This window comes from Phytoactinopolyspora halophila (assembly GCF_003287285.1).
Taxonomy (GTDB): domain Bacteria; phylum Actinomycetota; class Actinomycetes; order Jiangellales; family Jiangellaceae; genus Phytoactinopolyspora_A; species Phytoactinopolyspora_A halophila.
Genome location: NZ_QMIG01000002.1, coordinates 236062 through 258378 on the forward strand (window position 1 = coordinate 236062; position 22317 = coordinate 258378).

Genomic DNA, 22317 nt, shown 5'->3' on the forward strand with positions numbered 1-22317 from the left:
CGAGCCGGGCAAGAATGCCCGCGCGGGCTTTCGCACCCGCTCCGCCGACCGATGCTGAAACGTACACGATAGCGTCGTCGACTATGACGATCGTTCACGCCATCGAGAATGCCTGGCTCACGACCGGCGGCACCGGTGCGCAGAATTACGACGAGTTCGCCGATGACGCCGAAGTCACCGCGATCATCGAAGCCAATCCCAAGAGCGCGCTGGCGATCGAGATGCCGCACCGCGCCCCGGACACGGTCGGTACGGCGTTCGCCGACGCACTGCCCGACGCCGTCGAGCGCCTGCTGCGGGCCAAGACCGACGGTGATTACGCACCGGCAGACGACATTGTCGTCCTCTACCGGATCACCGATCCGTCAGGTGGAAAGCCTGCCTACGGAATGTTCTGCCTCGTGAACACCGACCAGATCTCCACCAGCGAGGAGGAGCCCGGGCTCGTTATCCGCAACGAGGACGTCTTCATCGAGAAGGTCCGGGAGCGCGTGGCGCTGGCCGAGACCACCGGGCACCTGCTCTCGCCGGTCCTGCTCATGCAGACGCGTCGAGGCGAGGAGCTGGAGGCCGAACTGGCCGCGGCCTGCGCAGACGCGGGCGAACCGGCAGCCACCGACGTCGACCATGCCGGCCGCACCCACGCGATCTGGCCGTTGCCGGCCGGGCCGACAGCGAGCCGGCTGTGTGAGCTCGCCGGCGGTGGCGAGCTGCTCGTCGCCGACGGCAACCACCGAACCTTGGCGGCCCAGAACGGTGGCCTGGCCCGGTTCCTCGCCGTCATCAGCACGCCGCAGTCGTTGACGATCCAGCCGTATCACCGCCTGGTTCGCGAGCTCGCGATGTCGAGCGAGGAGCTCGTGGACCGCCTGCGCCACGCCGGCGCCGAGGTCACGCCCCTACAGGAGGCACCGGATACGCCGGCCACCGCCGGAACGGTTCACCTGTATGCCGCGGGTTCCGGATACGCCGTGACGTTGCCCACACCGTCCGACGCCACGGTGACCGAACGCCTCGACCACGCACGGGTCGAGCGCGTGGTGCTCGCCGACGCACTGGGCCTCGACGCGGGCGACAAGCGCATCATCTACGTCGGGGGAGACTACCCGGCGGACTGGTTACGCGGTGAGGTGGATGCTGGCCGTGCCGACCTGGCCATTCTGATACCTCCGGTGCCCATGCAGGATTTCGTCGAGGTGAATCTCGCGCGGCAGAAGATGCCCCGCAAGAGCACGTGGTTCACGCCCAAAGCGCGGGCCGGGCTCGTACTGGTCCAGCTACGCCCGGATGCCTAGAGTGCGTGCAGGCACCCCGCGGGTGAACATGTCACGATGCTTATCGTGAGCACTCCACCCGACGAACGCTCCCCTGAACACGACGACGCGTCCAAGCCAGCTGGCTTCGTCCAGTCCCTGGAGCGTGGGCTGTCGGTGATCCGCGCGTTCGATGCCGACCATCCGCGACTGACACTCAGCGAAGTCGCGCGGATCACCGGGCTCACCCGGGCCGCCGCCCGGCGCTTCCTGCACACGCTGGTGGATCTGGGCTACGTGCACAGTGACGGCAGACATTTCATGCTGCGTCCGAAGGTTCTCGATCTCGGATATGCCTATCTCTCGAGCTTGAGCCTGCCCGAGGTCAGCCAGCCCCACCTCGAACGGCTGTCGGCGCGCGTCGGCGAGTCCGCGTCGGTCTCGGTGCTCGATGGGGGAGACGTCGTCTACATCGCCAGGGTCGCGACCAAGCGCATCATGACCGTCTCGATCAGTCTGGGTACGCGTTTCCCCGCCCATGCCACGTCCATGGGCAGGGTCTTGCTGGCCGCCCAGTCCGACGAGTGGCTTTCCGGATTCCTCGCGTCGACGAAGCTCAAGGCGCTCACGCCATACACCGTCACGGACCCGCAAGAGCTTCGCTCGATCGTGAACGACGTCCGCGAACAGGGATGGGCGCTGGTCGACCAGGAACTCGAGGAGGGCCTGCGCTCCATCGCCGCCCCCGTGCACGATGCACACGGCACGGTGGTCGCGGCGGTCAACATCTCCGCGCCAGCGCGCCGGGGAACCTCGGAGGACATCGTGCGTGACCTCCTGCCACCACTGCTCGACACAGCCGAACAGATCCGCGCAGATCTCCGTGCGCTGCGATGAGCCACGAGGCTAACCCCGTTGTTGCGTGACAACGTCTCATCTCGGTCCCTCCTGCCCATCGCGGCGGTGATCGCCGTCGGCATGAGCCTGCGTGGCCCTATCACCGCGGTGTCTCCCATCCTGACCGACATCCAGAGTGAGCTGGACGTATCAGCCGCCTCGGCCGGCCTCCTCACCACCTTGCCGGTGCTGTGTTTCGCACTCGTGTCCCCGCTCGTCGCCGCCGTGACGAAGAGGACCGGCGTCGATGCCGCCATCACCCTGAGCCTGGTGGTGCTGATCATAGCCGTGGCCCTGCGGCCCTGGGCCGGATTCGGCCTGATGCTCGTCACCACGCTGCTCATCGGTGCCGCCATCGCGCTCGGCAATGTCCTCGTGCCTGTCGTGGTCCGCCGGGACTTCCCCGAACGGCCCGGACCGATGCTGTCCGCCTCCACGACGTCGCTGATCGTCAGCGCCACCATTCCAGCAGCCCTGACAGCTCCGTTGGCGTCGGCCGTGGGCTGGCGCGCGGCACTCGCGCTGTGGGCCGCCCTGACCGTGCCGGCGCTCGTCCTGTGGATCGCCGCCACGAGAGACGCCGCGCCCGCCGCCGGGAAGTCACTGCCCCTCGAATCACCCGCTCTGCCGGTGTGGAGCCGGCTCACCGCGTGGGAGCTCGGGCTGTTCTTCGGATTGCAGGCTCTCCTCTTCTACGCGACCACCGCGTGGTTGCCGACCATCCTCCAAGATGACGCCGGATTCGACGCGACCACCGCGGGTACCGCGATGTCCACCTACCAGCTCTTGGGCATCGCCGGAGCCGTCACCGTACCCGTGCTCGCGGCACGCTCGCGGATCAGATACGCCTTGGTCGTGGTGCTCGCTGCCATGTGGATCGCGCTCTTCGCCGGCCTGCTGCATGCCCCTGATCTCTGGCCACTATGGTGCACGCTCGGTGGCCTGACACAGGGCGGATGCCTCGCCCTCGGAATCAGCCTCATCGCGCTGCGATCCACCAGCTCGCAGGCGGCCCGAGGGGTCTCCGCGATGGTCCAGACCCTCGGGTATGCCGTCGCCGCGTCCGGCCCGCTCGTCATCGGTGCGCTCTCCGCGCTCGCCGACGGTTGGACCCTGCCCATCTACGTGTTGATCGCGCTCTCCGTCGCGTGCGGCGTGCTCGGTGTCCGGGCGGCCACAAGCCAGCCCGTCGCATAGGTATGCTCGTCACCAGGCGATTCGGGATATTACGACGATCCGCTGCTCGATGTATGCACGGCGTTCCGGTTCAGTTCATCGATCGTTCACTCTCATCGGGCTTCCTTGAAGTGGATAGTCACATTCCGTACCGCTGTCGACGAAGGACCGGATCGGCACATGGCGAACATCGCCGCTTTCCGCGAGAGCATCAGTGACGTTCCCGACGTCACTCGCACGGCCGTCTCCCCCGCTGCCTCGATCGGCCCGACGCGGACCGAGCGCTTCACCCGATGGTTCCTCGTCGTCGCACTGATCTACCTGTTGATCTCGGCGGTCAGTGTGATCAGTTCCGGCTTCCGGACCGCTACCGGAGATCAGGCCGAGGAGCTGTTCCAGTTCGCGACCAATCCGTTCATCGGACTCGTGGTGGGCATCATCGCCACCGCGTTGATCCAGTCCTCGTCGACGGTGACCTCGATCATCGTCGGACTCGTCGCGGGAGGACTTCCGGTCAGCGTGGCCGTGCCGATGGTCATGGGTGCGAACATCGGCACCACCGTGACCAACACCCTGGTCAGCTTGGGATTCGTGCGGGAGAAGGAAGAGTTCAAGCGGGCCTTCTCTGCCGCGACCGTGCACGATTTCTTCAATCTCCTCGCCGTGGCGATCTTCCTGCCACTCGAGATCATGTTCGGCTTCCTGGAGCGCGTAGCGGTGCCTCTGGCCGAACCCCTCTCCGGGAGCGGCGACTACTCGGTGGACGACGCGAACCTGATCGGAATGGCCACATCGCCGATCAAAGAAACCGCCACCGGCATGATGAGCTTCTTGCCCTCGGCTGCCGCCGGTATCGGCATGGTCCTGATCGGCACGACGATGATCTTCATGGCGATCAGGTACCTCGGCAAGCTGCTCAAGAAGCTTCTCGTGGGCCGGGCGCAGCGGGTGCTCAACACGGCCATCGGGCGCGGTCCGGTAAGCGGCATGGTCTCCGGAGCGACAGCGACCGTGCTGGTGCAGTCGTCGACCACCAGCACGTGCCTCATGATCCCGCTGGCCGGCTCCGGAGCGCTGAGCCTGCGCCAGATCTACCCGTTCACCATCGGTGCCAACCTCGGCACGACCATGACCGCGCTGCTCGCATCGACCGCCGCGACCGGGCCCCTGGCGGTCCATGCCCTCGAGATCGCCCTGGTTCACCTGCTGTTCAACATCTTCGCCATGGTGGTCATCTTTGCCTTGCCGCTGCTGCGCAACGTCCCGATTCGCGGTGCCGAATGGCTTGCGGCACTGGCACTGAAGAACAAGACCTACGCCATCGCCTGGGTAGTTGTTACGTTCCTCGCGGTCCCCGCCCTCCTCATCCTCGCCTCGGCCCTCCTCTAACCCCCACACACCTCCGCTGATCATGAACACTAGCCGGCCCATGAGGTCGGCTAGTGTTCATGATCAGCGCACGTGGGGAAGGCGGCGGCAGATCATCATCTCCGTCGTCGGGCTCTCACGGAACCGGCGCACGAGTTGCCGCTCGATGGGATACAGTGCGGCTCCCGCGAGCCAGCCCGTCGGCGGCGTCAGCGTCGCGGCACGCAGCGCACCACCCCACGCCTTCCGCCACGGCGCAGGCGCATCGACCTGCGCGTTCATCAAGATCAGCATCGGAACTCGCCGCTCGATCTCGAAACCGGCGACCCGCAACACGGACGTCACCCACTCGATCGTCCGGCTGACCTGATGCTCGGTGTAGTCCGCGCGCCGATGCAAGAAGTTCTCCGAGAGGACGAATCGCCCGCCGGGACGCACGACGCGGCCGATGTTATCGATCGCGGCCTTGTAGCGCTCGTCATCGACGATATGGAACAACACGTCCATGCACGAGGCGACGTCGAACGACGCGGGCTCCAGCGGCCCGATGTCCTCGGTGATGTCCAGGCGCACGAACCGGGCGTCAGGGTAGCGTGCGCGCAACTGCTCGACGGCAGCCTCGGTCAGGTCGCTTCCTACCACGTCGCTCATTCCGAGCCGCTGCCATCCGTCGACGTAGAAGCCGGTGCCGGATCCGATGTCCAGCACCCTGCTCGAAGCATCCAGCCCGAGCGCACTCGTCTCCCGCGTGAAGACATTGCGCCGCACGCGATACATCCACCGGTTGAACGGTCTGCCCAGAGCCTTGTACCCCACGCCGCTCTCGGTCCAATCGTCGGCCAGGCGGCGTTCCCAGAAGTCCCTATGTTGATCATCGACGGTCATCACACTCAGCACCCTCGAATAACGAAAATATTAAGTATTGGTCACGAGTATGCCTGAGTTCGACGCGAGTTTGTAGGGGAGCCCGGCAACGAAAAAGAACCAGCCGGCCCCCTACGAGGGAGGCCGGCTGGTCCGTCAGAACGCTAATCGAACACGAACGCCCTGGTCAGAATGCCGGATAGGCGTTCTCCACCAGCATCTCGAACTGCTCGGGGAACCACCGCCCGGCATGCGGCGCGTTCGGCAGCGCGTTCGTCGGCTGCGACGGGTCGTAACTGTTCTCCCCTTCCGGATCACACATCGCATCGTGCTGCTTGTTCGGATCATCCGGGTCCGGCTCGAAGTCCGGATCCGAGACACCGTCCGACTCACCGGGAGGCTTCACCCACACGTAGGCATGGATGCCGTCCTCCGGAGATGTCTGCGGACGCTCACCAATGCCGGCTCCGTCCTGGTTGCACCAGCCGCCACGATGTGGACGCCGGTCGATACGGCTCTCGTCGACGTACGTGTTGACGTCTTCGGCGTCGCTGACCTCCGTGGGCCGGTCGGGTCCGCCCCAGCCGTTGCGGCTCGTGTCGATCAGCATGCCGAAGTCGTCCAGCCCTTCCTGGCTGAACGAGTCATGCAGAGCCTGCGTGAACGACAGCTCGTCGAAGTGCGGGTTCCACTCGTAGAAGTCCGCCGAACGGACCGGGTTGCCCCCACCGGGTGGCACCAGATCCGAGTCCGGAAGGAACGGTTCTTCGGTTGGTGTGTAGTTGGCGGAGTTGGTGATGAACCCGTTGATGCTGTCCAGCCCCGGTGCCGGGCCGTAGTACTGCTCGCTGGTCAGCATGTCCATGTAGAGGTTCACAGCATCGTTGAAGTTGTCATCCCAGCCGAGCCACCCGGAGTGGGCGATGTCGAGGTAGCTGTAGACGTTGTCGATGTCCGCGAACTCGTTGAGCGCGTACCGGATGCCATCGCGGTAGCCACCCTCTCCGTCAGCCTCCTGGCACGCCTCCTCGTCCAGGTTGGTCACCAGGTTCGGCAGCGAGTCCACCTCGATGACCGCCACGATCCGCAACGACGCGTATTCGGGCCGGCTGAGGATGTCCGTGATGACGTCGATGTACTCCTCTCGATAGATTTCGAACCCGTTCTCGCTGATGAGCAGCTCACCGTTGGACGCATCCGCGGCACAGTCACGGTTCGGGAGGTTATAGATCACGACCTGGAAGACCATCTCCCCGCCGCTGGCTTGCTGCTGTGCGAGCGCCTCGTCCAGGTGGCCTTCGAGGCCGATCCCGTCGGTGATCGCGCCTCGCCGATCCATCCACACGGCGGTGGGGTAGGTCGCGACCTCTTCCATGGCACTCGCCAGCTCCGGATCATCCGTCTGCGCTGCCTGGTCGAGTACCTGCTGGCCCCAGACCTCGTTGACGTAGACGTCCGCGCCCTCATAGGGGTTGGCCACCCGCTCACCGGGATCGCCGCCCTCCGTCACGGTCACCGATACCTCGACATCGTCGTAACCCGGAGCGCTCGCGGTCACGCTGCCGGAACCGGCCGCGACGCCGGTGACGCTCACCTGGGCACCGCTGTCGAACGTGTCGTCGTCCAGGACGAATGCGTCCGTGTCGGCCGTGACGCCACCCGACGTCGTGAGTTCGACGGTGACCTCGCTGCCGGGCGCCTCGTTCAGGGTGAACGTCACGTCGCCGGAATTCCCCTCGATCAGGGAAAGCGAGCTGGGACTGGCCAGGATCGCCGGATCAGCTTCCTCCACGACCGAGAACGAGACCGGCTCCGACTCCGTCGACTGCTGGGGGTCGCCGGCGTCGACGGCGACGGCCGTGGCTTCATGGGCACCGATCGCCAGGTCATCTACGGTCACCGTGTAGGGCTCCGTGTCGTCACTGCCCACGGCTTCACCGTCAACGTAGAACTCGACATCGGCGATGCCGGCCGGTGACGTCGCCTCGGCGGCCAGCTCCACCGACGTGCCCACCTCGAACTCCTGGCCCGCCGCGGGACTGGTCAGCTCGACGTCCGGCGGCGGATCCTCCCCGGGTTCGCCGTCGCACACGACGCCGTTCAGGGTGAACTCCTCGGGAGCACCCGCGTAGCCGGTCCCGTTGAACCCGATCGACACCTCGCCGCCGGCATCGATGCCGGAGTTCCAGCTCAGGTTGCTCGCGGTGACGTCCTGGCCGTCCTGCGACCAATCCGCGTTCCATCCCTGGCCGAGGGAGGCGTTTCCCGGCAGCGCGAATTCCAGCGTCCACCCGTCGATCGGGTCACCGACGTTGGAAATGGTGACCGAACCAGTGAAACCGGCTTGATCATCACCCCACTCGTTGACCTGGAAGTCGACCTCACAGGCCGTCTGTGCGTGCGCCGGCACGCTCGTGACGGCGGCAAGCCCTCCGGCCGCGAGCAGGATGGCCGCGCCACCGGCGACGCCTCGCCGCCATCGTGACCGACGTGGAACAGGATCCACTGTCATCTCCTCTCCTTTCTCTTCACGTGACCCCCGTCACGACATGTCGCAGGGCTCGCCATTGAGCGCGACATCCGTGGGCTCGCTGAAGGTGCCAGTCCACGAGCCGTTGAATCCGATCCCGGCCGAATCACCCGGGTCGATCACGGCGTTCCAGTCCGCGTTCACCGCCGTGAGGCTCGACCCGTCTTGGCTCCAGCCGGCCGACCATCCGTGGACCAGCTCGTGGCCGCTGGCAAGCTCGACATCGAGGCTCCAGCCATCGATGGCCGCATCACCGGTGTTGGTGATCTCCAGATTCGCGGTGAATCCCCCGGCTCCGGACCGTTCCTCCCACCAGTTCGCCGACACCGACACGGCACACGACGTGTCGCCGTCGTCGTTCCCGTCGTCGTCACCGTTGCCGTCGTCGTCGCAGTCGTAGACGGTGGCGCACTCGGCCGTCTCCGCGATGCCATCGGGACCGTGGAAGATCCGCTCACCCCACGAGGTCAGCTGATCCACGTCGAAGTTCTCGACCATGTCGAGGTAGCTGACTTCATCGCTGTTGCCGCTCCACGACCACCCCACATAGCCGAGGCCCAGCTCCTCGGCATGAGCCATGATCGCGTCTTCGGCCGGATCGCCATCGCTGTGCTGATGCCCGAACTCGCCGATCATGAGGGGAAGTCCGGCATCGACGAACGTCGTGAGGTAGTCCTCGACGGCGGTCTCGGTCTCGTACACGCCGTACATGTGGATGGAGAACACGGTGTTGGCGTGCGGGTCGGCCGCGAACACGTCGGCGGCCTCGTCGAGCATGATCTGCTGCCAGTCCTGACCCCAGTTCGGGGCGTCGACGACGAGCGTGTGGTCGAATCCGGCGTCCCGGAGGCGCCCGATCGCGTCCGCCGTGTCGGCAGCCCAGTTCGCGTTGGTTTCCTCGTCGTTTCCGTACGGCTCGTTGCCGATGTTGATGAGGACGTAGTCCTCCTGGCCCTCCACCGCGCTCTGGATGTCGATCCAGTAGTCGACGGCTTCGTCGAGCGTCGCAGCTTCTGACTCCTCCCCGTAGCCCGTGGTGTCGTGCACCTCGAGCATGCAGACGAGCTCGTGTTGCTGACATTCGTCGACGACGCCGGCCACGTCGGCAGCGTCGTTCGGTCCCCAGCGCTGGCCGCTGCCCAAGACGACGCGCACGGCGTTGGCTCCGAGCGAGGAGATGTCTTCAAGCGAACCGAGTTCCTGCCCGAACCAGGCATGCGGGTGGCTGACGCCGCGCATGACGAAGTCGTTGCCGTTCGCGTCGAGCAGCCGCCCGTCGCTCACGGTGAAACCGGCATCCGCGTGCGCGGCCTGAACGAAGACAAACGGGGCGGTCGCGAGCGCGAGTACCGCCGCGCTCGCCATACCTGTGCGTGGTTTCATGATCTGTCCTCGCGACCTCTCGTACTGCTTGCGCGTGCCCGCCATGGCGGGTGTGGAACGCCCCTGGGTGGGCGGAGGAGTATGTCTCGCCCGCCCAGGGGACGTGCGGCGATCTAGTCGTCGGGGAACAGGTGGGCGTAGTCCGCGAACGCGTTCGCGATGTCCATCTGGGCCCAGCTGCGGTGATACTCGAAGGTGGGAGGATCATCGGTCTCACCCGACGCGTAATCCAGCACCTGATCGATGTCCGGATCGTCCAGGTAGAACGACCGGAGATCCAGGAAGGTGACGCCGGGTTCGATCTCCTCACCATTGCCCATGACGCCTTGCCAGCCCTCCGGGATGAAGACGCCGGCCTCGGAACCCGCCGGTTCATCGTGCACGTCGAGGAAGCGCGAGTAGTCCTCCCGTTCCTCTTCGACGGCGATGCCTTGCTCATCCCGGTGCTCGTACAGCGCTTCGAGCAGGTCTCGCGACATCTCCTGCGCCTCGGTGTCGCCGGTCGCGGCGGCATACCACATCAAGGTCCGGGCGTACGCGGCGGCGACACCCACGTCCTGTCCGGTGTCAGTGACCTCCACCGTCAGGTTGGGGTTCGTGTGCTCCAGCGGATCGCCGTTCTCGTCCCACGTGTCCGGGTAGCCGGACCAATCCAGCGTCGCCGGGATCGCGAAGTCTCCTCCCTCGCCGATCTCGGTCTCGCTCATCGCCCACGGCACCCAGCGGTCGAGCACCTGCTGGGCACGCTCGTCACCGGTCAGATACAGGTACTCGGCAGCCCGCTGAAGCGACCAGACCTGCATTCCGAACCACTCGTTGCTGCCCGGATCCTCGTAGACGGGATGCTCGTCGTAGTACATCCCGTAAAAGGTCGGTCGCGGCGAACCATCGTCCATCGGCTCGGGCTCGCCGTAGTGGCCGCCCCAGCTGTTCGTGGCTCCACCCGCGATGGCGCCGGTGTCGGATTGCAGCCACAGGTAGAACTCGAGCGTACGCTCCAGGCTCTCCTCCCAGTCGTCCACGAACGTGGGCGATTCGGTTTGCAGCGCCGGTTCGTTCACCATGGCGTACGCGGACATCGGGTTCTGATAGCCGAAGTGGTTGTGGCTGGAACCGATGCGCCAGGACCACTCGTCCCCGGGGTACGAACCGCCCCAGGAGTAGTACCACGACAGCAGGTAGTGCGCCGAGCTACGGCCACTGCCCGCCGGGCACTCCGTCGCGCCGACACACTCGCCTATCTCCTTGAAATACTTGTCGAACAGCGAGTACCGCAGGTAGTCACCCATCGTCGCCGCATCGGCGACCGTGCTCGCGATGGCCGACTCGTTGCCCTGCTCGCGCGCCCAGGTCAGTGCCCAGTACGCCGCCTGCACGGCCCGGGCGTCGGCGTCCGGCGCGTTCGTGTACCGCCACTGCGTCGCGCCGCCATCCGGGTCTTCGACGAACAGATCGAGGAAGCCCTGCTCGCCGCCGAAATCGAAGGTTTCACACGACGGATGGGGAACCGTCTCCCAGACCGACTCCTGCTCGCCTCGCTGGAACGTGTTGATGTACGACGGCGACGTCGTGCCGTCACCGCAGTGGCCGTAGCCGTAGGTGTTGTCGACGTCCAGCAGCCAGTGCATACCGTAGATCTCACCGGTGCCGTGCGTGGCTTCGAGCTCGTCGCGGAGCGGATCCTCCCCGACGGGGACGTCCGAATCCAGCGCGCTCGGGTACATGCTCGGCTGGGGATGCTCGGCCGCGTAAATCGCGTCGCCGTCGACTCCCGCGCTGGGCTGATCGTCCGAGCCGGGAATGATGTAGGTCTCCATCGTCTCCCAGGCCTCGTTGAACGGCTCCCAGTCCTCGGTGATCCGTCCATAGTTGGCCTCCATCCACAGCCAGAAGCTGAACGCCTCCGACGTGGTCACGTGGCCGTAGTCGGGCGCCTCGACGATCAGCGTCTCGATGGAGTGGTACGGGATACCGTGCGAGCTGAAGTACCCCGAGTCGTGGATCTTCTCGTACTGCTCCATGAACCGGTCGACCCACTCCGGATCCACCTCGCCGTCGTCGGGAAGGGCGTTGGCGGTCACCGACGCGGGTGTGTGACCCGGAGCGTCGCTGGTGAACTCGGCGCTCTCACCGGCACTGCCCTCGTCGGCGGCCAGCACCACGTCCTGGGGCTCGTCCCAATTACCGGACGTGAACGTCAAGACGTCACCCTCGACGACGTCGATGCCGCTGCCACCGCTCGTGTGCTCGGTGGTGACGGTCACCTCACCATCCGGTTCCTCCGTGAGGCTTACACCGTAGCTCGCGGTGCTGCCTTCGACCACGCTCACCTGATCCGGCGTCGCCACCACGTCCGGATCGCCGTCGTCGGCCACCTCGATCGTGATCTCATCCTCGGCGGTCTGGTCCTGATCGTCCACCGCCTGTACACCCAGGACGTACGTTCCCTCGGACAGGTCCTCGTGCAGGAAGCTGTACGGGGCGGTGGTGTCGTCGCCGGCAAGGCTCCCGTCGAGATAGAACTCGACCCGATCGATCTCGCCGTCCTCGCTGCTCGCCTCCGCCTCGACCGTGACGTCGGCGGGTGCGGTGAACTCCGCGCCGTCAGCTGGACTGGCAATCGACACCTCGGGCGCCGTCGTGCCCGGGTCGTCGCCGCACAGCGTCCCGTTGACGAAGAACTCGTCCGGGTCTCCGGCATAGCCCGTGCCGTTGAATCCGAGCGTGGCCTGCTCGCCGGTGTCCAGCGAGTTCCACGACGGGCCGTGCGCGCTGACCTCTTGCCCGTCCTGTTCCCAGTCCGCGTTCCAACCCTGCACGAGCTGCGCATCGCCGGGCAGGTCGAAGCTGAGCGTCCAGTCGTCCAGGGGATCACCGAGGTTGGTGAGGACCACCTCGCCCGTGAATCCTCCGGAGCCGTCACCCCACTCGTCGGCCCCGAAATCGACGTCGCACGCCACCGCGGCGTGCGCCGTGCCGGGGATGGCCGTCAAACCAGCGGCCACCAGCGCGCCGGCCGCCAGGGCGGCGGCCGGGCGCCATCGTTTCTCTTTCGCCATGGGCACTCCTCGTCCGTCATGTCACGCGAGCGTCGGCCGATGCTGGAGTCTGTGTTCACGGCGACGAACCGGACAAGGCCCGAACCCGCCCGATCTGCCCGGCCCGCCGGTGACCTGCGGATACGCGGATCGTACGGAAGGAATGCGATGAAACATTCACGAATGCCGGCAGCACGCCGAGCCGCGACATGAGGGCTCGAACGCGGATCGGTTCGCTACCGATCGCGGACGTCCCGAGAGATCATCTGGCGTGAAAGTTTCACGAGAAAATATCTATCGACGCTGCTCACAGGATGACATCCCGCCTGGTCCCATCGCAGACCCCGCGATCGCGCGCGAAGCTGTAAACGTCCCCGCGGAGAGGAGAGAACCGTGCTGGAAGGAACCAGACGGCGCCGCGCTCGCCTTGCCTTCGTTGCCATGGTCACCGGGACGGGCATCGCCGCCGCCCTCGCCATGGTGGCCGCGCATCTCACGGTGAACGCGACCGCGGCAGAGGACGGGGCCTACGAGTGGGAGAACGTCGAGATCGTCGGTGGCGGCTTCGTCCCCAATATCATCTTCAACGCCACCGAGCCGGACCTGATCTATGCCCGCACGGATGTCGGCGGGGCATACCGGTGGCACGAAGACAGCCAGCACTGGGAACCCTTGCTGGACTGGATCGGCTGGGACGAGTGGGGCTGGAACGGTGTCTCCAGCCTCGCCACCGACCCGGTGGATCCGGACCGGCTCTATGTCGCGGCGGGGATGTACACGAACGATTGGGATCCGAACAACGGGGCGATCCTGCGTTCCGACGACCGCGGCGAGACGTGGGAGGCGTCGCCGTTGCCGTTCAAGCTCGGCGGCAACATGCCCGGGAGAGGCATGGGCGAGCGGCTGCGCGTCGATCCGAACGACAACTCCGTCGTGTACTTCGGGGCACCCGAGGGCAACGGGCTGTGGCGCAGCACCGATTCCGGTGTCACGTGGGATCCGGTCGAGAGCTTCCCGAACCCCGGCGGGTGGTCCGAAGATCCGGACGGCCCCTACGGCTACCTCTCCCACGAACCTGGAGTGGTGTGGGTGACCTTCGATCCACGCACCGGCACGCCGGGTGAACCAACGCAGACGATCTACGCGGGTGTCGCCGATCCGGACAACACCGTGTATCGCTCGACCGATGGCGGGCAGAGCTGGCACCGCCTGGAGGATCAACCCACCGGCTTCATGGCCCAGCAGGGGGTGCTGGACGAGGACGGCGGTTACCTGTACATCGCGACGAGCGACAACGGTGGACCGTATGCCGGCGACGACGGCGCGGTGTGGCGTTTCGACACCGCGACCGGAGAGTGGACCGAGATCACGCCCCTTCCGTTCGGTGGCGACGACCCCTACTTCGGCTACGCCGGGCTGAGTATTGACCGCCAGGACCCGGACACCATCATGGTGACCGGTTACAGCTCCTGGTGGCCGGACACCTGGATATTCCGCAGCACGGACCGCGGAGAGACGTGGCAGAGCTTCTACGACGTGTCGTGGCCGGAACGCGACAACCACTACACCCTGGACATCTCGGCCGCGCCGTGGCTGGACTTCGGTGGCGGCCAGCCGGAGCCGCCGGAGGAAACACCCAAGCTGGGCTGGATGACGCAGGGCCTGGCCATCGATCCGCACGATTCCGACCGAATGATGTACGGCACCGGTGCCACGATCTACGGCACGACGAATCTGACCGCGCTGGACAGCGGCGGCTCCGTCGACCTTCGGGTGATGGCCCACGGCCTCGAAGAGACGGCGGCGAACGCCCTCGTCAAGCCACCGGGCGGTGACCTCCTTTCCGGGCTGGGCGATATCGGCGGCTTCCGGCACACCGATCTCGACCAGGTGCCGCCGAGCATGCACCAGCAGCCTTATCACGACAACACGACGAGTATGGACTTCGCCCAGGGCGAGCCGGAGTGGATCGTCCGGGTCGGAGACACCGGAGACGACGCCGACGACGGGACGAGCCACATCGGGTACTCCAGCGACGGCGGGGCCAGCTGGTGGCCGGGAAGCGAACCCGGGGGTGTCACCGGTGGCGGCTCGGTAGCCATCAACGCCGACGCCAGCGGCGTCGTCTGGAGTCCCGACGGCGCCGGGGTGCACTACTCCACGAGCGTCGGCGGGGCCTTCACGCCCTCGACCGGAGTGCCCGACGGTGCCAAGGTGGCTGCCGACCGGGTGGATCCGGACACGTTCTACGCGTACGCGAACGGTTCCTTCTATGTCAGCGATGACGCCGGAGAGACGTTCACCGAAACCGCCACCGGCGTGCCGGATGACGGTTTTGTGGGTTTCTCGGCAGTGCCCGGCTCCCGGGGCCATGTCTGGCTGGCTGGCGAGACCGGACTGCTGCGGTCCACCGACGGCGGCGAGACCTTCACGCCGCTACCGGAGATCACCTGGGCCTACAACGTGGGCTTCGGTGCGCCGGCGCCAGGAGCTTCCCACCCGACTGTCTACACCGTGGCCACAATCGACGGCGTGACCGGCCTGTTCCGCTCCGACGATGCGGGAGCCAGCTGGGTACGCATCAACGACGACGAGCACCAGTGGGGCAACATGGGGGCCGCTCTCACCGGTGACCCGGAGATTTACGGACGCGTCTATCTCGGCACCAACGGCCGGGGTGTGATGTATGGGGAGCCAGACGGCACCAACCCGTCACCGACCCCCAGCCCGACACCTACTCCCACCACACCCGGGCCGCCCGGAGAGTGCACGGTGCACTATGACATCGCCGGAGAGTGGGACGGTGGGTTCCAGGGCAACGTCACGGTGACCAACGAGTCCGGGTCCGCCGTCGACGGGTGGACTCTGGAATGGTCCTTCCCAGCCGACCAGCAGATCACCCAGCTCTGGGGCGGTCACTACACGCAGACCGGCGCCGACGTGAGTGTCACCGACGACGGGTGGAACGCGACGATCGAGCCCGGTGACACGGTAAGTTTCGGATTCCTGGCCAGCTGGGATCGATCCAACCCCGAACCCACCGAGTTCACGCTCGACGGCCAGCCCTGCACGAGCGAGTCCGGCTAAGCCGGCCCGGCCGCCCGAGCCAGCGCCATGCGCCATCACGGACACAGGACGGTCACCATGTCAGACGCCGAGGTCTCCCCGTCGGCCGACGTAACGCGGCCTACGCGGAGTGCCGCACGACGAGCTCGGTCGGCAACGGCCGGCCGTCATCATCGCAGGCGTGACCGGTCATATCGGACAGCAGCAAGGTGGTGGCTCGGAGCGCGAGCTCCTCCACCGGCTGCCGTACCGTCGTCAACGGTGGATCGAGGTGCTTGGCGAAATGCGCGTCGTCGAAGCCGACCGCCGCGACGTCGTCGGGAACCCGCCGGCCCGTCCGCCGCAGTGCTTGCAGGGCTCCCGCGGCCATCGTGTCAGCGATCGCGAAGACGGCGTCCAGATGAGGCGAGCGGTCCAGCAGCCATCGCATGGCATGCGTACCGGATGCGTGGCTGAAGTCGCCATGGGCCACGGGTATGTCCTCGATACCCGCTTCGCGTAGCGTACGGACGAACCCGTCGAGCCGATCTTGCGCCGTCGGCATCCCCCGTGGCCCCGCGATGACGCCGATGCGCTGGCGACCCGACCTCAACAGATGCCGCGCAGCCTGGCGCGCACCATCCGCATTGTCAACGTCGACATACGGCACCGCCGCGCCCTCGGGCGGGCGCCCGGCACTGCGTACGGGAACGCCGGACGCGGCGAGCGCGACGGCCACCGGTTGCTGATCTGCCGCGCCGATCAGGAGGACCCCACCGTAAGCACCGGTGAGAAGAGACTGGACCGCCATCGCCCCCGTCGATGGAACGACCACCAGGGATGAGCCGCGCTCGCTGAGTGCCTCTTCACACGTGCCCAGCAGGCGCAGGTGGGCCGGATTGGTCAGTACTCGTGGGAGTGGTTCGCAGATCGCCGCAGCGACGACCTGTCTGGTTCGCATCCGGTCGAGGGTGTACATGGCACGGCGCCGGACGTAGCCGAGACGGGCCACCGCCTCGTTCACCCGGCGCCGTGTCGACGTCGTCACTCTCACAGAACCGGACAGGACACGTGATGCGGTTGCTGGCGACACCCCCGCAGCCGTCGCCACATCGGTCAAAGTTGGTGCGCCGGACATCTCGCCTCCGGGGAAGGTGAGAACCGATATGGGAGCGCTCCCATACTGCTGCACTATCAACTGTTTGTCAACGGGTGATTTCTTCACCGTGTCACGTTCGTGAAATCGCCGGCTCCGCCCTCGCCGGGTGGTTCGGTGAAAGTTTCACCGAACCACCCGGCGATTCCGGTGCTTCTCAGTGGTGCCGAAGAACGCACGGTGACGAGCGTTTGCACAGGTCACGGGACATGCCACGCGCCACGCGAGCAACGCACCGTCGGCGGACGGCATCGTCGGCCGCCGTCCACACCATGGCCACCGCGGCAGAGGGCGGGCATGGTCGTCATCCGGAACCCCTGTCCACCCCTGCGGAGTTGATTGCCATGCGCTTACGCTGCCGCTCCTTCGAGGTCGCCGCCACCAGTCTGGGGACGGCCGCCCTGGTTGCCAGCGGGCTCACCGTGGCGACGGTGCCCGCTTCGGCTGATCCGGAGATCGGACCGTCAGTCAAGGTCAACAACACCGGATACGCGCCCGGCCTGCCGAAAGAGGCGTCGGCGGTACACAGCTCGACCAGTCCCGTGCCCTGGTCGTTGCAGGATGCATCCGGCCAGAGCATCGCCGACGGCCAGACCACGGTCTTCGGCAACGACACGGCGTCCGGAGACCACGTCCACACGATCGACTTCACCCACGTCGACGACCCGGGCACCGGCTACACGCTCGTCGTCGACGGCGTCGAGAGCTATCCGTTCGACATCTCGGGCGATCCGTACCTCCAGCTGCGCTATGACGCCCTGGCCTTCTATTACCACCAGCGCAGCGGGATCCCGATCGAGGAACAATACGTGGGCAGCGAGTACGCGCGCCCGGCCGGCCACGTGAACGAGCCCCCGAACACCGGAGACAATGACGTGCCGTGCCGTCCGGCCGACCAGTGCGATTACACCCTCGATGTGCGCGGCGGCTGGTACGACGCCGGCGACCACGGCAAGTACGTCGTCAACAGCGGGATCTCGACCTGGCAGCTCCTCAACACCTACGAGCGCACGCTGCACGTCGACGACGCCGACTCCACCGCCCTGGGTGACGGCGAGCTGAGCATCCCGGAGAGCGGCAATGGCGTCCCGGACATCCTGGACGAAGCGCGATGGAACATCGAGTTCATGCTCTCGATGCAGGTTCCGGACGGGAACGATCTCGCCGGGATGGCGCATCACAAGATCCACGACGAGAACTGGACCTCGGTACCTACCCTCCCGCACGAGGACGCCGAGAACCGGTATCTCGCCCCGCCCAGCACGGCCGCCACGCTCAACCTCGCCGCCGTCGCTGCCACCTGTGCCCGGCTCTGGTCGGACATCGATTCCGGCTTCTCCGACACCTGCCTGACGGTGGCCGAGGACGCCTACGCCGCGGCGCAAGCCAACCCGAACATCATCGCGCCGAGCGACGACGATCAAGGCGGCGGCGCATACAGCGACAGCGATCTGTCCGACGAGTTCTACTGGGCAGCGGCCGAACTGTTCGCCACCACGGGTGAATCGCAATATCAGACCGATCTCCAGTCGCACGAGCTGTACTACGGCGAGAGCTTCTCCACACGTGGAGCCGACTGGGCGAACACGGGCCTGCTCGGCGACATCACACTCGCCCTCGTTCCGGGCACGCTGCCGTCGGGGGACGCCGAGTCGCTCCGCAACGAGTTCGCGTCCTTCGGCGACTCGCTGCTGGACCTGATCGACGGTCAGGGCTACCCGGCGCCGTATCAGGAGGAAGGCTCCGGCGGCCAGGAATACGACTGGGGATCGAACAACCTGGTCCTCAACAACGCCGTCGTCCTGGCCCTGGCGTTCGACTTCACCGGCGACACGCGCTACCGCGACGGCGTCTTCGCCACCATGGACTACATCCTGGGCCGCAACCCGCTGAACCAGTCGTACGTCACCGGGTACGGCGAGCAGGCGACCGAGAATCCGCACCACCGGTTCTGGGCCAACCAGGCAGACTCTTCCCTCCCCGGCCCGCCTCCCGGGGTCCTCGCGGGTGGGCCGAACACCGGCCTCCAGGACTCGCTGGCCGAGCAGGAGCTGGCTGGATGCAGCCCGCAGAAGTGCTACCTGGACCACATCGAATCGTGGTCGACCAACGAGGTGACCATCAACTGGAACTCGGTGTTGTCCTGGGTGGCGGTCTGGGCCGGTGAACACGTTTCCGGTGATGAGGATCCAGACCCCGACCCCCCGTCGCAGCCCGGTACCCCCGAGCCGTCGGATGTCACGGCATCGTCGGCCGCACTCGGATGGGAGCCAGGCGACGACACGGCAACCGCCTACGACGTCTATCGCGATCTCGGCTCCTCCGGCGACGAGCTGCTCGGCACGACGTCGACGACGTCACTCACGCTGACCGGCCTGGAACCGGAGACGGAGTACACGGTGTATGTCGTGGCTCGAAACTCCGCGGGCGAGTCGGACCCGTCCGCATCGGCCACCTTCACCACGCTTCCGGACAACGGGGATCCCGGCGACGACGAATGCCAGGTGACCTACGAGACGGCGTGGGACAACGGACAGGGCGAGTTCGGCGCGGACGTCACGATCACCAATCTGGGCGACCCGATCGACGGCTGGAGCCTCGTCTTCGACTTCCCGAACGATCAGAGCATCGATCACGGCTGGTCTGCGCAGTGGTCCCAGACCGGCAGCGAGGTCACCGTCGCCAGCGAGTCGTGGAACGGCCAACTCGACACCGATCAGTCGATCAGCGTCGGCTTCAACGGCACCTACGGCACCACCAACGACGATCCCACCGAATTCACCCTCAACGGCGCGTCGTGCTCGATCGAATGAACACGTCACTTCCAGTCCCTGGTAACCCCTCACTGAAAGGAGACGGTTTGTGGTGAGAACATTACGCAAAGCAGCTGCCACCACAGCCACAGCTGCCATCGCGTTCGCGGGCGCGATGCTCATCAATCCGGGCACGGCAAATGCCCATGGCGCCACGATGTTCCCCGGAAGTCGGCAGTACTTCTGCTACATCGACGGGCTGGAGGGCGGCTCCGGGGGCGATCTCGCCCCGACGAATCCCGCCTGCCAGGACGCCATGGCCGAGAGCGGCACCACGCCGCTGTACAACTGGTTCGGCAACCTGCACCCGTCGAACGACGGGGGTACTGTCGGATCGATCCCCGACGGGCGGATCTGTGACGGCGGTGACGCCGGGCCGTACGACTTCTCGCCCTACAACGAGATGCGCGACGACTGGCCTCGCACGCACCTCACGGCAGGAGACACGTACACGATCCAGCACAACAACTGGGCGCATCATCCCGGCGATTTCAACGTCTACGTCACCCAGCAAGGGTGGGACCCCTCGTCGGAGCTGTCGTGGTCCGACCTGGAGTTGATCCACACCGAGACCAACCCGCCACAGAACGGTGGGCCGGGCACGGACGATGGTCACTATTACTGGGATGTCACCTTCCCATCCGACCGGAGCGGCGATCACATCGTCTTCATCCACTGGGTGCGGTCGGACAGCCCCGAGGACTTCTTCAGCTGCTCGGACGTCGCGTTCGACGGCGGCAACGGGGAGGTGACCGGCATCGGCGGCGACCCGGGGAACGGCGGCGACCCACCCGAGGTGTGCCCGGACGAAGCACCGACGACGCCGGGCGAGCCGGTCGTCTCGGACGTGACCTCCGAATCTGCCCACGTCATGTGGTCACCCAGTGATGGCTGCGTGACGGCATACCAGCTGGTGAACACCGCAGATGGTGGTGAGCAAGTATTGGCAGAGGTCACCGGCGACCCGCCGGGGCAGATGACCGACATCACCGGCCTCGAGCCGAACACCTCGTATGAGGTGGCGGTACGTGCGGTCAACGACAACACGGGCGACGTGTCGAGCCTCAGCGCGTCCGAATCGTTCACCACCCCCGAGGAGGGCGAAGGCGATCCTCCGGAACCCGGGGAGTGCGTGATCGGCTACGAGGCCGAAGGCTGGGGCGATGATCCCGGATTCACCGCCAGCGTCACGGTCACCAATACCGGTGGGACGGACATCGACGGCTGGACGCTGGAATGGGACTACACCGCCGGGCAGACTGTGGAGGAACCCGGTTGGAGTGCTTCGGTCTCGCAGAGTGGCACCACGGTGACCGCGGAGAACGAATCGTGGAACGGCACGATATCGGCCGGGAGCTCCGTGACGTTCGGGTTCAACGGCACGGCTTCCAGCGCCGGTGACAACCCGGCACCCGAAGAGTTCACGCTCAACGGCATGGACTGCTCGGTCGAGTAGATCCGCACGCCGCTGATGTCCACTGAGCGGTGGGAGGGTTTCTTTTCGAAGGAATCCTCCCACCGCTTCATGCGAGCCGGCCCTCGCGGATCCGTCCCGTGAGAAGGCTCTCCCCGATCCATCCCGTGAGCCAGCCCGCGCGGATTCGGCCCGCAAGGGCCTGCCAGGGTAGACATGAGAATGAATCTCAATTATTATGTATGTGTTGGGGCACGGTTGGTCTCATGCCCGGGTGGACCGTGTCCCAACACTTTGCGCCCTCCTACACTGAAGGTGTGCCGACATACGCGTTTCACTGCCGAGCCTGCGACACGACGTTCGATGTTGCCCGCCCGATGGCCCAAGCGAACGCGCCCGCGAGCTGTCCTGACGGACACGAGGACACGGTGAAACTGCTCACCACGGTAGGCATTGCAAGCACCGGCAGCGCTCCCAGCCCCGCACCGGCTGGCGGGGGCTGCTGTGGCGGCGCCTGCGGTTGCGGCCACTGAACGCGCCCCTACCTCGGCACGCAGGATGCTTGCCGGACAGCGTGGCCGATCCCGCCGATCTCGTCGGCTGGGCGCATCCCGAAGATCATTGACGGCCGCACACACGTCCATGTCGGCCATCGTCAATGATCAGCACGGAACAGGGTAGGGAGGACCAGTCACTCCGAGATACCGTGAATCCCATACGGTGAAGGGCATGATCTGGAACATCAACACAGAGCTGGGATCACTAACCCTCCGTGAACAGATCGAGCCCGAAGACGAGAGTGACATCATCGCCCTGTTCCGTGCCTGTGACGACTGGTTCGAGGCCGCGACCGGCGGACCATCCGCGCCGGGCGACGTCCAGAGCCTGTTCTACTCGCTGCCCGAAGGCGCCAACATGAACGACAAGCGCCTGTTCACGCTTCGCGACGACGGCGACATCATCGGCCTCGTCGATGCCGTCCTTCATTACCCCAGTCCCCAGTCCTGCGCCATCGGCACCTTCCTGATCGCGCCGTCCTATCGCCGCCATCGTGCTGGAACGTTGGCCGCCCATCTACTCCTGGACGAGGCCCGATCCGCAGGCCTCGACCACATCACCGCCACCGTTCCCGATGGCTGGCGACCCGGTATTGAATTCCTGAAATCGCTCGGGTTTGAGATCGGCGACATCCAGCCCCGCAGCACCAACCGCCGCATACACGATCACGAGCCTCCCGTGCGACGAGCCACCCTGACCCTCGCGTCTCCAGGAACCTAAAAATCGATTGACGCACGCGCTGCGGCGCCGTAATCTGCCAAACTCTTCGCGACTGGACCGGCAGCCCGGGCCGTCGGAAAGATCCATCTTCCGCCGAGCCTT

Annotated in this window: 14 protein-coding genes; 9 read left to right on the forward strand and 5 right to left on the reverse strand. The window is 66.1% G+C overall.

Annotation, left to right across the window (positions count from 1 at the left end; all coding sequences use genetic code 11):
- Nucleotides 1–83: 83 nt before the first annotated feature.
- From DPM12_RS03645 to DPM12_RS03660, 4 genes are all read left to right on the forward strand, one after another.
- Nucleotides 84–1295, forward strand: coding sequence for a DUF1015 family protein (locus tag DPM12_RS03645; RefSeq protein WP_112256903.1), 1212 nt, complete (start codon nt 84–86; stop codon nt 1293–1295).
- A gap of 36 nt (nt 1296–1331) precedes the next feature.
- Nucleotides 1332–2150 carry an IclR family transcriptional regulator gene (locus DPM12_RS03650; protein ID WP_112256904.1) on the forward strand — a complete coding sequence of 273 codons (819 nt, stop codon included), beginning with the start codon at nt 1332–1334 and terminating at the stop codon, nt 2148–2150.
- Between the two features lie 18 nt (nt 2151–2168).
- The gene (locus DPM12_RS03655) at nt 2169–3347 is read left to right on the forward strand and encodes an MFS transporter (RefSeq protein WP_112256905.1); all 1179 of its coding nucleotides are present in this window, start codon (nt 2169–2171) and stop codon (nt 3345–3347) included.
- Between the two features lie 159 nt (nt 3348–3506).
- Nucleotides 3507–4715 carry a Na/Pi symporter gene (locus tag DPM12_RS03660; RefSeq protein WP_112256906.1) on the forward strand — a complete coding sequence of 403 codons (1209 nt, stop codon included), beginning with the start codon at nt 3507–3509 and terminating at the stop codon, nt 4713–4715.
- Nucleotides 4716–4778: 63 nt separating this feature from the next.
- Here DPM12_RS03660 and DPM12_RS03665 read toward each other — a convergent pair whose 3' ends face one another.
- The 4 genes from DPM12_RS03665 to DPM12_RS03680 all read right to left on the reverse strand — a co-directional run bounded on the left by DPM12_RS03665 (nt 4779) and on the right by DPM12_RS03680 (nt 12530).
- A complete protein-coding gene (locus tag DPM12_RS03665) occupies nt 4779–5579 on the reverse strand; it encodes a class I SAM-dependent methyltransferase (protein WP_112257133.1) in 801 nt (266 codons plus the stop codon).
- A gap of 166 nt (nt 5580–5745) precedes the next feature.
- A complete protein-coding gene (locus tag DPM12_RS03670; protein WP_112256907.1) occupies nt 5746–8070 on the reverse strand; it encodes a glycoside hydrolase family 6 protein in 2325 nt (774 codons plus the stop codon).
- Nucleotides 8071–8100: 30 nt separating this feature from the next.
- Nucleotides 8101–9471 carry a cellulase family glycosylhydrolase gene (locus DPM12_RS03675; protein ID WP_112256908.1) on the reverse strand — a complete coding sequence of 457 codons (1371 nt, stop codon included), beginning with the start codon at nt 9469–9471 and terminating at the stop codon, nt 8101–8103.
- A 113-nt stretch (nt 9472–9584) separates the two neighbouring features.
- Entirely contained in the window at nt 9585–12530 is a 2946-nt protein-coding gene (locus DPM12_RS03680) for a glycoside hydrolase family 48 protein (RefSeq protein ID WP_112256909.1), read from the reverse strand.
- 420 nt (nt 12531–12950) lie between these two features.
- Between DPM12_RS03680 and DPM12_RS03685 the strand changes: the two genes are divergently transcribed.
- A complete protein-coding gene (locus tag DPM12_RS03685) occupies nt 12951–15596 on the forward strand; it encodes a cellulose binding domain-containing protein (protein WP_112257134.1) in 2646 nt (881 codons plus the stop codon).
- A gap of 100 nt (nt 15597–15696) precedes the next feature.
- Here the strand turns inward: DPM12_RS03685 and DPM12_RS03690 are convergent, their stop codons facing one another.
- On the reverse strand, nt 15697–16692 hold the full coding sequence (locus tag DPM12_RS03690; RefSeq protein WP_112257135.1) for a LacI family DNA-binding transcriptional regulator: 996 nt from the start codon (nt 16690–16692) through the stop codon (nt 15697–15699).
- Between the two features lie 290 nt (nt 16693–16982).
- Here DPM12_RS03690 and DPM12_RS03695 point away from each other — a divergent pair, with 290 nt between their 5' ends.
- The 4 genes from DPM12_RS03695 (at nt 16983) to DPM12_RS03710 (ending at nt 22215) form a co-directional block, all read left to right on the forward strand.
- Nucleotides 16983–19523, forward strand: coding sequence for a glycoside hydrolase family 9 protein (locus DPM12_RS03695; RefSeq protein ID WP_211658352.1), 2541 nt, complete (start codon nt 16983–16985; stop codon nt 19521–19523).
- Nucleotides 19524–19575: 52 nt separating this feature from the next.
- Nucleotides 19576–20979 (forward strand): lytic polysaccharide monooxygenase, encoded by a 1404-nt coding sequence (locus tag DPM12_RS03700; protein WP_123788253.1) that lies wholly within the window; start codon nt 19576–19578, stop codon nt 20977–20979.
- A gap of 275 nt (nt 20980–21254) precedes the next feature.
- On the forward strand, nt 21255–21470 hold the full coding sequence (locus tag DPM12_RS24225) for an FmdB family zinc ribbon protein (protein WP_112257136.1): 216 nt from the start codon (nt 21255–21257) through the stop codon (nt 21468–21470).
- 196 nt (nt 21471–21666) lie between these two features.
- Nucleotides 21667–22215, forward strand: a complete 549-nt coding sequence (locus DPM12_RS03710) for a GNAT family N-acetyltransferase (protein WP_123788251.1) — start codon at nt 21667–21669, stop codon at nt 22213–22215.
- The last annotated feature ends 102 nt before the right edge of the window (nt 22216–22317 follow it).